A 13,145-nucleotide genomic window follows, 5' to 3' on the forward strand; every position below is an offset into this window, starting at 1 on the left:
TTGCAAGCATGAGCTTGTACCAGTTAGGTGATGAGCAGCAGGCTTCGCTGCAAAAAATTCGCAAACGTGTCATAGAAGCTATAGGTAAAAACATGGACCTGTATGGGATTACTTTGTCTGCGGGGCATTTATACGGTTTGCTTTTTTTTGCGGATAAACCGATGACGCTGGACGAGATGGGCCGTGAAATGGAAATGAGCAAAACGAGCATGAGTACAGGAGTTCGAACATTATTGGATCTGAAAATGGTAAATAAGGTATGGAGCAAGGGCTCACGCAAAGACTTGTATGAAGTCGAATATGACTGGCATCAAACCTTCACTGACTTCTTCGCTATTAAATGGAGAAAAGCGGTAGAAACAAATTTACTGGTACTGCGCAAAGCCATTGATGAGCTGGACAAATTGATGAATCAGGGTGAAGAGTACGAGGAATTTAAGGCGATTCTTCAGCAAGATCGTTTGAAGATGAAGCAGGCCGTCGCTTATTACAAGTGGCTAGATCGACTAATTGACTCTATGGAAAGCGAAGAAATTTACAAGCTGATTCCAAAAGAAGAAGTTCGGGATTAATCGCTATTTCCCTATCTTGTTTATAAAAATGCCGGAGCGCAAAAGTGCTTCCGGTATTTTTTGGTTTGGCCGTGTGCAAAGGGTATAATAGAGATATGTAAAGATTGATATTATACCGTTGTGTTGAACATACGAAATAAAGGGGGCTTCATAATGGAAAGTATTACGGTACATACTCGTTTAGGTCAATTACGTGGGGAAACGGGAAATGGATATCATGTGTGGAAAGGTATCCCATATGCACAGCCTCCTGTTGGAAAACTACGTTTTCACGCGCCCCAGCCTTTGGAGTCTTGGGAGGGTGTGCGGGCTGCGACGAGTTTTGGGCCAATCTGTCCGCAACCTATGCCATCCGCTGAAAGTATGACTGGAAATCTGGTGGAACCGCCTAAGCAGTCAGAGGATTGCTTATACCTGAACGTTTGGACACCTGCTTCGAAGACTCCTGAGAAGGGACGTCCAGTGATGGTGTGGGTTCATGGCGGTGCCTTTATCACGGGGTCCGGGATTATACCTTTATATGACGGGGAACGCATGGCGAAGAATGGCGATGTTGTGGTTGTTACGATCAATTATCGATTGGGGCCGTTAGGATTTTTGCATCTGACTCCAAAGGGAGATGGCCTGACCTCTAATGCGGGACTACTGGATCAGATCGCTGCGCTGGAATGGGTTAGGGATCACATCTCTGCCTTTGGCGGCAATCCGGACGAAGTGACGGTGTTCGGTGAATCAGCAGGCGCGATGAGTATTGCCGCTTTATTGGCGATGCCAGCAGCTAAAGGACTGTTCCAGCGTGCAATTTTGCAGAGCGGTGCGTCGCAGATATTGCCAACTTCACAGGCCGAGCAAGTGACGGCTGTGTATCTACAGCAGCTGGGTGTGGACACTCAGCATCCAGAGAGGTTGTTTAGCCTGCCGACAGATGCGCTGATGCTAGCGATGGCGAAGACGCATGAAGTCATCGGACCAGGGATGGCGATGATCTATCAACCCGTTGTGGACGGTGTGACCTTGCCAGATGTACCCCTGTCTGCAATCGCGCAAGGTTCAGCAAAGCAGGTTTCCGTTTTGATTGGAACGAACTTGCATGAGGGGGGCTATTTCATCCGAAAAGAATCCCATCTAATGAACAAGTCGACAGCGAGACAGGCATTGGAAATGATGACGGGCATGTCAGACATCGGCGACCTGATAGAACCTTTTCCGGTTACGATTGAGGGACAGGCGCAAATGTTGACCGATCTATTTTTTTGGCGTCCTGCGTTGGCTCTTGCTGTTGCACAGTCGGCGCATGCGCCTGTATGGATGTATCGTTTTGATTGGACATTGCCGGGGCATCCTACCTTTGGACAAGCGGTTCACGGTGCAGAGATTGCGTTTGTTTTCGATAATCTGGAGCTGCTAGATAAGCTTGGATTAGAGATTCAACCTTCGATGCAGAAGCTGGCTCAAGATATGCAGCAGGCATGGGTTGCTTTTGCACGTGATGGGAAGCCAGTGCTGTCCGAGGGGGCTTGGCCGATGTACGACAGAGAAGAGCGGACTACAGCTATTTTCCATCAGAATATTAAGGTGGAGCACGACCCTGAAGGAGATAGACGCCGTCATTTAACCGGTCAGATGACCCTATAAGTAACAAGAGAGAGAGCATATCAAGAACTCAAATGTAAAAAGCCTTCGCCCGTAATTTGTATACGGACGAAGGCTTTTGTTAGTAGTAAGTTAAATCTTAAATCGCTTAACCAGCTGTTGCAAATCCTGCGCCATGTTGGACAACTCCTGTGACGAAGAGGCAATTTCCTCCATAGCTGCCATTTGTTCCTGAGCAGCAGCAGATGTTGTCTGCGAGCTGTCCGCCGAATTGCGAGACAGGCTTGCCAAATGGGTAACAGTGGCGGAGACTTCCTCTGTACTGGCTGAGATTTGTTCAGCAGCAGCGGACACACTTTGAATTTGTTCCACGATATGAGAAGTAGAGCGCTCAATATTCGTAAATGCACCTTCTGCATCTTGGCTAATACGCATACCTTCACCTACCTGGTTACGAACATTACCGTTCATGGTAGCGGTAGAGCGTTGAATCAAATCGAGCATCTGAGTAATAATCTGACTGATGGAATCCGCGCTTTCCTTGGATTGCTCAGACAGCTTGCGTACCTCTATAGCGACTACGGCAAATCCACGCCCGGCTTCGCCAGCTCTGGAAGCTTCAATAGACGCGTTCAGAGACAACAAATTGGTTTGCTTGGCAATGGCGGCAATAGCCGTATTCATCTGCTTCGCATCGTCCGAGAGCTGGGATAGCTCATCCATTAGGCTAGCCGTTTGGCTGACAGCCTCCAGAATACGGTCCATTTGGGTCCGTACACTACTGATCATTTGACTGCCTTGAGCCACATCATGCTCGGTTTGTCCTGCTGAATCCACGATGGAGCTTGCCGATTCGGCAATGGTGCTGACACCCTTCGCCATTTCTTCAACGGCATTAGCGGTCTGCTCGGATGCCTCGGCGCTGGTGGCTGCATTTTCCGCGGATTCCATAACCGTTTCCGCTACATGTTGTACGGACTCCGTCGTTTGCTCTGTGCTTTCCTTGATTATCAGGGAAGAGGAAGCAAGTCGGGAGGAGGTTTGGTTGACCTCTGAGACCATCGTATGCAAGGAATGCGTCATCTGGTCAAAATTCTGTGCCAGTTCGCCGAACTCATCCTTGCTGGATAGATTAACACGTTCGGTCAGATTTCCGTCACGGACGATGCGTGTTCCTGCTTGCAGCTTGCGCAGCGGAATTAAGAATGAGCGGACCATAAGCACAATGATGATCGCCGCGGCAAGTATGGAAATAACAATCACAATCAGGCTTTGTTTCAGAATTGGTTGGGCTGCATCACTATAATCCTCCAGATCCGACAGTGCGACAATGCTCCAACCGGTGAGAGGGTCCTTAAGTGTAAAGGCCAGCATATCTCGATTCATAAATTGAATTTGCGACATGGAAGGAGTATCATTTTCGACGGTTGTCGCCACTTCGGGAAGTCCTTCTATGGCGTCAGCCGCTTTTTTGCCTGTCTTGTTGAAAGCTGTTCCAGTCCCAGATACAACTTTATGTTCAGAATCAACAATAATGAGTCCTCCGCGCTCACCAATCTTAACAGACTGCAGACTTTCACTCATTTTGTCCAGGTTCAAAGCCAGGGCAACAGCTCCTTCACCGTCCTCCAGCGTTCCCGATATATTAACGACTAAATTCCCTGTCGTGACGCTGGCAACTGGAACACCGACGAATACTTTACCCTTTTCCAGCATCGCGTTTTTGTACCATTTTCTCTCCCTGGGATCATAATCGGACTCCTGTTTTTTCGGCGAACGTATGTATTGCCCCTTCTCATTGCCGAGAAGCGCCGCATCTAGCTCGGGGTGAGCCTTGACGATAACATCTAACTTTTTCTGAAGGGCTTCTTGGTTGGTACCGATGGAATCAGAATTGATTTCAGTGGTAAGCACGTCCAGATCTTTCATAATGGGCGCTACATACTGATTGACATTGCTTCGGATCAGATACAGATTCGTGTATACGGAACCGCCCATTTGCTGACTGAGTTGTGTCGTAGCCCCCTGATAAGAAAAGTACCCGATAAGTACGCTCGGAATCAATAACACAGCTAAAAAAGATATTATTAATCTTGTCCTCATTAAATAAAACTGCTTGAGAAACCTGTTCCACCACGGAACTGTTTGTTTTGTTTTAGTCATAGTTCTTGCTCCTCTGTGTCTGATGATCACTACATTGTTTTATTCGACATAAACCGACGAATTTTATAGATGTAATCATTGGGAAACGAGAAATAGTAGCATATTTTAGACACTTTTTTTGAAAAACAGGTCTAAAGAACTATGATTAATATTAATGCGAACACATAAAAAGCCAAATCGGAGATGCAAAAGCATCTTCACAATTTGGCTTGGGTGAGTCATGAAGGGGACATTGAACTGTTAATTTTTTTGCTGACGTGAAATCATAAAGAGCGTAATCCAGATGAGCATAAAACCAGTCAATTGCGCTACAGTAACGATTTGCTGAAATGCGATCCAATTAATCACGACACCCACCATGGGAAAGCTCAATTCTGCCATCGTAGCATAAGACGCTTTGGTCGTACTTAAGCCTTTGTAATACAGCAATAAGCTAAGAAGACCTGGAAGCAATGCCTGCAATAGCAAGTTGATAATCACAGCTGCGCCTGCCCATGTACCGGCAGGCATATTCCATGGCGCATGCTCTACAGAGGTGAGGACAATCAGCAGAGGGAGCGCCACCATGAAGCGGAGGGAGGTTACCGTTTCATATTTCATTGAACGAAGCAAGTAGCTTCCCATGACTGTCGAACCGCCCCACAGAACCGCTGCACCCAGTGCAAGTAGACTACCGACCTGGACAAAATCACGAACATGCCCGAAGGGGAGCGACCAACCGAAGGTCAGAAGATACGTCCCGAACAGAGCGACGACAATTAATAATCCAAAATGACGCGGCAGCATTTCCTTCAATATAACGCGGGCCAGAATAATAGCGACCAATGGTTGAAGCTTCTGGAGTAAGAGTACAGCATTCAGATCACCGTTGCTGAGCGCCATGGTAAAAATCACGCTGGCCAGAGCTGAGCCGCCCCACGAGACGAACAAAATAGCGAAAACTTGACGAAGCCGTACCGCTTTGAGTTCCTCACGATGTTTCCACAGCATCGGTGTCAGAGCAAGGAAAAGCAGCATATGCTCCATTAGTACAATTTGTGTTGAAGTAAATGATTTTAGCAAAATAATACGAAACAGCGGATCAGCGCCCCACAAGGCTGCTCCTATTGCGACCAGCCAAAAACCGCTTTTCATGTGGGAGCTATGATCAAAACCTTTGGATGTTAGTACAGTAGAAGATTGACTCATACTCAATTAGCTCCTTGCGAATACAGGACCGGTGGCACAAAAACCCCCGTCTATGGCGAAAGGCCATGCAAGACGGGGGTTGATCAAATAAACTTGCCGCTTTATGCAAGTTAAATGAAGTTACTGCTACTGCAAAACCCATAACGCAGCATTCATCCACTTCGCGGCATGTTGATATTTCGATCTTCTTCCATCCGGACTTTACCGTCGGCTTTGGCATCTCACCAAATCAGTCCGTATCCTGTTGCCAGATACAGAGTCGCGGGCTTAGCTCCATGAGCCATACCGCCGGTTGGGAATCTCACCCTACCCCGAAGATCCTTATTCCGTTTTTTAATTTCTCCTATAGGATATACCTGTTTTAGAATGAAGTCCAGTGAAAAATGTGTGTATATCTAACAATGATTTTCATCTATTTTTCGAAAGCGTTTTACTAAGTTACATACTATGAAGTAATATCCTTATACTCAATGCGTCGAATCGCTGCATAAGCCACAAGCATTCCCAGTATAGAGAAGCCTATTTGCACGGGGGCTATGGAGCTAAGTGTAGCGCCGTTATTATTGGAGAAAAGCAATGCTACAATCAGGATTGAGGTCACAATGGTGGTGGGTACAGAGTATCTTCGCATCCCCATATACAGCGGAACCAGTCCCATAAAGCTGGCAGCAACGGCATTGATCAGCGTCCGTGCTGATTGTTGACCCAGTATCGAAAGAGTAAGGTTATCGGGTACAATCAAGACAAGCTGGTTGAGCAGATGAATAGCAGCCGTAATGATTATTTCCGAAATAATAATAGATAAGAAGGTAAACAGCAGCACAACCAAGAGCTTGGCGATCATCAGCTTCTGACGGTGAATCGGATACATGAACAGGATCGTAATCGATTTGGACTTAAATTCCCCTACGATAAAGCGGCACAGAAGAACAGAGGCAAACACAATAAATGTGGCTCTGACCAGCATGTCCATGAGATCGAGAAGCTGAGTGTACTGTGTAAATTCGGGTATTCCTGTACTTTGGCTGTCCAGCGCGATGATACAGAGCAACCCAAGAATGCATGCATTGGCGATCAGTGCTGAACGGATATAACCCGCCAGATGAAATTTTTTCAGCTCCAATTGCATCAATTTAAGCATGGAGATCACCTCCGTTTAACAGCCGCAAAAAGTAGTCTTCTAGCGTACTGCTTTTCTGATGAATGGAATCCACTTCTATATCATTTAAAATGAGCGTCTTCGTAATTTGTTTCTGCGGTACATTTGAGTCGTAAATACGTATATTCTGTTCATTGAGCACCCTTATATTATTCAGATTCAGATGATGGGAGAGGACGTAGGCCGCCTTTTTACAATCATTGGTCGTAAATTCGATGTATTCCGTATTGGTTTCTCGCACCTGTTCCATCGACACTTCCTCAATCAGCCTTCCGTGATTAATCACGCCTACCGTATCCGCAATCTGCTCTATTTCCGCTAAAATATGACTGGACACGAGCAGAGTCATCCCATATTCCTTGCATAGCATGTGGAATAGTTGGCGGATTTCCTTGATTCCCACGGGGTCCAAACCATTAATCGGTTCATCCAAAATGAGTAGCTCTGGCTTAGTCGCAATAGCGCGGGCAATCCCGAGACGCTGTTTCATTCCCAGTGAAAAGTCTTTTACCGACTTGTCACCCGCATTCTGCAAGTTTACTAATTCCAGGGCATCTCGGACAGCCTGCTTATTATAGTAGCCCATGTATTCACAATGAAGTTCCAGATTTTGCTGCGCCGTCAGCCTGTCATAAAAAATCGGGTATTCAATAATCGAACCCATCCGTCCGAGCAGATGATACGATTTTGGCGTTAGTTTTTCACCGAATAATTCAATTTCACCCGATGTCGGCTTGAGTAAATTCGTAATCATTTTCATTATCGTTGTCTTGCCTGCCCCGTTGGGGCCGAGAAAGCCATAGGTTTCTCCCTTGCGCACATTCATGCTGACTCCTGCTACAATTTCGTTGCCCTTCAGGGCTTTGGTCAACTGATGTGTACGTATTACGTAAGTCATGGGTGTTCTCCCTTCGTATACTGCTGATAATTCAAGGATAAAGGGCGAAATGTTCATTTTTCTTTCGTGATTCTTACAAATTTATTAAGTTGAGTATGTTGAGTTCGATTAATAGTTGATTTTCTTCAATGTAAAAGAGAAGACTGTCCGCTCATAAGGTCTACTGGTCAATTGAATTTCTCCGTTCATCGTTTCAACCAGACGTTTGGCAATCGTAAGGCCCAGTCCGCTGCCTTGTACCGCCTTATTGCGGGAGTCCTCCAGTGTGTACATACGTTCAAAAACTTTATCTTGCTCAGATTCCTGTATGCCTTTGCCACGATCCCATACCTCTATACGCACTGTATCCTGCTGTTCTGACAGCGTCAGGCCTAGCGTCCGTCCATCTGCCCCGTAGCGAATGGCGTTCGAGATCAGATTATTCAGCACCCGCCCAATCGCTCCTTCGTTCCCCAAGGCATGAATGGGGTACTCCGGGATCTCAATATGCACAGTAAACCCCTGTGCAGTCAGCAGGTCATAAAACTCTAAAATGCTGCGTCTGCACAGTTCTCCCACTTCCAGTCGTGTCAACGGAATATCCGTATCATTAGCTTCCAGTTTCGCCAAATTAAAAAAGCTTCCGATCAACTCAATCGCTTCGCTTGTCTTTTGATGAATTTTGGATAGCAGCTTTATACGTTCTTCCGGCAAAATAGTCGGATCGCCATCCAGCATCTCGGCATATCCAAGCACAACCGTAAGCGGGGTCTTGAGATCGTGTGAAATGTTCGAAATCATTTTGCGCATAGCAATTTGGCTACGGTTGTAATCTGCAGACACTCTGAGATTCAAGTCCAGCAGTCGATTAATTTCCGTCATGAGTCGTTGCAGTTCAACGTCACCTGTGACATATAGCAGCTTTTCCGCATGATTCACCGTCACTATTCGCTCTAGTAGGGCTCGGATATCCCTTATTTTGCGCTTATTGGCCATACGCTCCCGCCAAAGCCATACTATAACGACTGACATGATGAGACCGACAATCCATTCAGAAATGTTTTCGATGTTCATATCAGCCATTCTCCCATTTGTAGCCAATGCCCCATAGCGTTTTAATGTGGACAGGATGAGAGGGATCTTCTTCAATTTTCTCACGCAGGCGGCGAATATGGACGTTAATCACGTTCTCGTCGCCCATATAATCGTCCTTCCAAATAAATCCGTATAATTGTGCTTTTGTAAATACCCGGTTTGGATTGGCTACAAACAGCTTCAAAATATCGGATTCTTTGGCTGTTAGCTGAATTTCGTTTTCATTGCGTATGACTGTAAAATGATCAAAATCAATGCACAGACTGCCGTAGGTCAAAACTTGTGCTTGCGGCTGTTCCTCCTGCTGTTGCTGACGGGCATATGTAGTAGATCTGCGGATCGCGGACTGAATACGAGCGGTCATTTCCAGCATTGAAAAAGGTTTGGCAATATAATCGTCTGCCCCAAAGCCCAGTCCAAGCGCTTTATCCACGTCGCTGTCCTTGGCTGACATAATCAGAATCGGGACGGCGCTATGGGTACGAATTCGTCGAATCACCTCCATACCGTCCACCTTCGGCATCATCAAATCCACCAGTACCAGATCATAGGTATGACGTTCAAAGGCAAGAAGCCCCTCTTCCCCGTCATAGGCAGTGGTTAGGCTGTATCCTTCCTTAGTGAGTGCTTTAAGTAGCATTTCGGCAATGGATAGATCGTCTTCAATAAGTAAAATATGCTGTGGCATAGGTGTGGAACACCCCTAATTTTTAGATTAAGCTCGTGTGACGAACTGTACCTGAATTATATAGAGCAGTGGAGGGGATTTCCATAAAAAATATCCAAAGAATTTGAATAGGGGAATTTTCGAAGGAGGGTTAAAGGGCTGTTTTTCCCGATGCATTGGCTTTATTTCAAGAATGAATTCCACGGTGTACATCCAATGATGTTCCTAATAAATTAAGGTATTTCATTAAGCGTTGGAGGTGATTTTTTCCCAACCTCTTAAAAGGGTGAGACGTGGAATTTCTTAGAGGTGCAAGGGTTTTAGACGTTTTTTTCTACAATTTGAGGGGAGGGGTCTACGGTTGGGAAAAAATTGCGAAACCCTAGTGGCTGTAGTAAAATAAGCACATTATTAAAACTGAAAAGCTTGATTCTACTAGCCTTTAACCACAACATGTGATGTATTGAAATCGTTTTAGTTGGTAGTTGGTGGGTGGTGGGTGGTTGCCTTTAACCACAACATGTGATGTATTGAAATCTCCCTGTCCTCACCCTCCGTCTGAACGAAAACCAGCTTTAACCACAACATGTGATGTATTGAAATCAGTTTACCGGACTGAGAGAATACCTTCCTAATCGACTTTAACCACAACATGTGATGTATTGAAATTGTGGTGTCCGCATCTGGAGACAAGAGCGAACAAGACTTTAACCACAACATGTGATGTATTGAAATCTGTATAAAGGATTTCCTTCTGTGATCCATACTCTTCTTTAACCACAACATGTGATGTATTGAAATTTTTCCTATCCTCCTTTCTCACTGTAAACAATTGTACTTTAACCACAACATGTGATGTATTGAAATTCGCTCAAAGCAGGCATATTTGTATCGACCGTATCGCCTTTAACCACAACATGTGATGTATTGAAATACATTCGCGGAGCTTGGGCAGTGCAAAGGTAAAACCTTTAACCACAACATGTGATGTATTGAAATTATGTATTTTTATAGCCAACTACTTGACCTTTACCACTTTAACCACAACATGTGATGTATTGAAATTATTGTTCAAACGCAACACCATGCATAAATTATTTGCTTTAACCACAACATGTGATGTATTGAAATACGCACATTGTTCGCTCGATGTCGGAAAGTCTGTTCTTTAACCACAACATGTGATGTATTGAAATAAAAATGTCCAGGAGGATCTAAGTATCTGGCCGATCCTTTAACCACAACATGTGATGTATTGAAATGGTACTGGATCGGCTGCAAGGTCTGGACGCTTGGAACTTTAACCACAACATGTGATGTATTGAAATTCATGACGATTATTGCGGTAATCGTTGCGGCCATGGCTTTAACCACAACATGTGATGTTTGAAATCCAGGTATTCCCCCGCAGGTGCATCTGTGACAACGGACTTTAACCACAACATGTGATGTATTGAAATTTGCCTGAGAACACCACACCCGTATTGCCTGACCCCTTTAACCACAACATGTGATGTATTGAAATCTTTGAGCAAAGAGGTTCCTTTGACATGAATAGAGCTTTAACCACAACATGTGATGTATTGAAATTTGCCTGAGAACACCACACCCGTATTGCCTGACCCCTTTAACCACAACATGTGATGTATTGAAATCTTTGAGCAAAGAGGTTCCTTTGACATGAATAGAGCTTTAACCACAACATGTGATGTATTGAAATTACGCTTGACGCCCTCCCGCTGTCGAGAAGTCTGTGCTTTAACCACAACATGTGATGTATTGAAATATCTTTCAAGTGTTTGCGCCCGTGTTTCGTATTTGTCTTTAACCACAACATGTGATGTATTGAAATCGGAAAATCTGCGTGAAAGCTTCGTGTAAAACGTCCGCCTTTAACCACAACATGTGATGTATTGAAATGTATTTTCACCCATCTTAGCTGTTCATCAATTCTACTTTAACCACAACATGTGATGTATTGAAATTTTTGGACAGATTCGAACCCGGTAAGGCAGTATTATCTTTAACCACAACATGTGATGTATTGAAATACATGTATAAACTTCCTCCTTATATTTAGGAAAACTTTAACCACAACATGTGATGTATTGAAATAAGGCTGGGTTGAGGCGTAAGCCAGTACCTACGATGCTTTAACCACAACATGTGATGTATTGAAATAGGAGTGACACGGCTTCACCCGCTTTCGGGTTAGCTCTTTAACCACAACATGGAATGTATTGAAAATACTCGGCCTCGTTTCTGCAAAAGTGCTTTTTCGATGCTCAACGATCAAAATTATTTAGTTTCATCCTTCCATGAACTCCATTCTTTTTTATTGAAAAAACCTCCTAAGCCACTTAAAGTGGTCAGGAGGTTTTTGACATTTGCATGCATTTGGGTTTTAGAATACTTTTTAAATCTCAAATTTTGAAAGCATGATTTATATAAAGGACTTCAGAAAATCACAATTACAATGTAGCTCATAGCCATTAGTAAGAATATTTCCGAACAAAAAGTAAAAGAAACATCGGAGGTTATGGTCATAGTCTAGTTTCAGTATTTTAAAACTAGAAATATAAATTTAAATACACAAGTGTTTTATTCATTATGCGCATTATTTTTTTTAGATGCATTTACATTATACTCTTAAGTAAGCGATCTCAACATAGACCAAAGGTCTATGTTTTTCCCAACCTTATAAGAGCTAGAAAGAGGTAACTCCTTAGATCACCAAGGGATACAGCTATTTTTCTTAGCACTTGGCAAGAAGCGACCTACGGTTGGGAAAGAATTGCGAAACCCTTGTGGCTGTAGTAAAATAACGACATTGCGATTTTGGAAAGCTTGATTTTACTAGCCTTTAACCACAACATGTGATGTATTGAAATGCAGCACTACCGGATTCTCTCGTATAAGCTCCGTCCTTTAACCACAACATGTGATGTATTGAAATGAATATCCTCGTTTACGTTAGCAGTTGTCATTTTAACTTTAACCACAACATGTGATGTATTGAAATATCTTTTAACGTTGGCTCTCCGATCCCCACGATCAGCTTTAACCACAACATGTGATGTATTGAAATGACGAAATTTTCATATGCCTAGCTGTAACAACCATCTTTAACCACAACATGTGATGTATTGAAATACCATCATGTCCGCATCCTCCGGCAACTCCTCGGTACTTTAACCACAACATGTGATGTATTGAAATGAACTGCACTCTGTAACTGTGTAACACACGATTGACTTTAACCACAACATGTGATGTATTGAAATATGAAAATAAGCCATCAAAAACCAATGCCAAAATCGTCTTTAACCACAACATGTGATGTATTGAAATCACGCTCGAAAACGTCGTAATGCTCTCCTCGGAACCTTTAACCACAACATGTGATGTATTGAAATAAACCCGGCTCCAAGCCACCTGATCTTTGCCGCAGTCTTTAACCACAACATGTGATGTATTGAAATTCGGCATACAAAGTGTCTCCTGCAAGAAATACATAGCTTTAACCACAACATGTGATGTATTGAAATCTTCTAAAACTAACTTACTAATATCGACACTCTTCACTTTAACCACAACATGTGATGTATTGAAATGCATATATAGACCCTCGGGGGGAACCTTCATCCATAACTTTAACCACAACATGTGATGTATTGAAATATACCTCGACGCTTCCCGGTCCCTCTGGATCAGCTCCTTTAACCACAACATGTGATGTATTGAAATAAGTAACTGCGGATCTCTTCCACGCTGTACCCCTGCCTTTAACCACAACATGTGATGTATTGAAATGGTGTGAATGTAACTTTG

At 43.9% G+C, this 13,145-nt stretch carries 8 protein-coding genes, 2 CRISPR repeat arrays and 1 riboswitch (1 of these 11 running past the window's edge); of the genes, 2 read left to right on the plus strand and 6 right to left on the minus strand.

Annotated elements, in window-relative coordinates; all coding sequences use genetic code 11:
• Positions 1 to 8 precede the first annotated feature (8 nt).
• Both MLD56_RS06625 and MLD56_RS06630 read left to right on the plus strand, forming a co-directional pair.
• Entirely contained in the window at positions 9 to 572 is a 564-nt protein-coding gene (locus MLD56_RS06625; RefSeq protein WP_029516323.1) for a GbsR/MarR family transcriptional regulator, read from the plus strand.
• Positions 573 to 725: 153 nt separating this feature from the next.
• Complete coding sequence (locus MLD56_RS06630; protein ID WP_029516324.1) at positions 726 to 2,207, plus strand: carboxylesterase/lipase family protein; 1,482 nt, start codon at positions 726 to 728, stop codon at positions 2,205 to 2,207.
• A 90-nt stretch (positions 2,208 to 2,297) separates the two neighbouring features.
• On the opposite strand, the gene MLD56_RS06635 is transcribed toward MLD56_RS06630, so the two are convergent.
• The 6 genes from MLD56_RS06635 to MLD56_RS06660 all read right to left on the minus strand — a co-directional run bounded on the left by MLD56_RS06635 (position 2,298) and on the right by MLD56_RS06660 (position 9,335).
• Complete coding sequence (locus MLD56_RS06635; RefSeq protein WP_029516325.1) at positions 2,298 to 4,328, minus strand: methyl-accepting chemotaxis protein; 2,031 nt, start codon at positions 4,326 to 4,328, stop codon at positions 2,298 to 2,300.
• Between the two features lie 240 nt (positions 4,329 to 4,568).
• Positions 4,569 to 5,516, minus strand: a complete 948-nt coding sequence (locus MLD56_RS06640) for a DMT family transporter (RefSeq protein ID WP_029516326.1) — start codon at positions 5,514 to 5,516, stop codon at positions 4,569 to 4,571.
• A gap of 178 nt (positions 5,517 to 5,694) precedes the next feature.
• Positions 5,695 to 5,839, minus strand: a riboswitch (FMN riboswitch).
• Between the two features lie 122 nt (positions 5,840 to 5,961).
• On the minus strand, positions 5,962 to 6,657 hold the full coding sequence (locus MLD56_RS06645; protein ID WP_029516327.1) for a hypothetical protein: 696 nt from the start codon (positions 6,655 to 6,657) through the stop codon (positions 5,962 to 5,964).
• Positions 6,650 to 7,573 carry an ABC transporter ATP-binding protein gene (locus tag MLD56_RS06650; protein WP_029516328.1) on the minus strand — a complete coding sequence of 308 codons (924 nt, stop codon included), beginning with the start codon at positions 7,571 to 7,573 and terminating at the stop codon, positions 6,650 to 6,652. The genes MLD56_RS06645 and MLD56_RS06650 overlap by 8 nt, the downstream gene beginning before the upstream one ends.
• A gap of 108 nt (positions 7,574 to 7,681) precedes the next feature.
• Positions 7,682 to 8,626 carry a sensor histidine kinase gene (locus MLD56_RS06655; protein WP_049816929.1) on the minus strand — a complete coding sequence of 315 codons (945 nt, stop codon included), beginning with the start codon at positions 8,624 to 8,626 and terminating at the stop codon, positions 7,682 to 7,684.
• 1 nt (position 8,627) lies between these two features.
• Complete coding sequence (locus MLD56_RS06660; protein WP_029516330.1) at positions 8,628 to 9,335, minus strand: response regulator transcription factor; 708 nt, start codon at positions 9,333 to 9,335, stop codon at positions 8,628 to 8,630.
• 419 nt (positions 9,336 to 9,754) lie between these two features.
• A CRISPR array of direct repeats spans positions 9,755 to 11,562; the repeat unit is 30 nt; unit sequence CTTTAACCACAACATGTGATGTATTGAAAT.
• A gap of 613 nt (positions 11,563 to 12,175) precedes the next feature.
• Positions 12,176 to 13,145: a CRISPR direct-repeat array (repeat unit 30 nt; unit sequence CTTTAACCACAACATGTGATGTATTGAAAT); it runs 437 nt beyond the window's last position.

Origin of the sequence: Paenibacillus peoriae (genome assembly GCF_022531965.1) — a bacterium.
GTDB lineage: Bacteria > Bacillota > Bacilli > Paenibacillales > Paenibacillaceae > Paenibacillus > Paenibacillus polymyxa_D.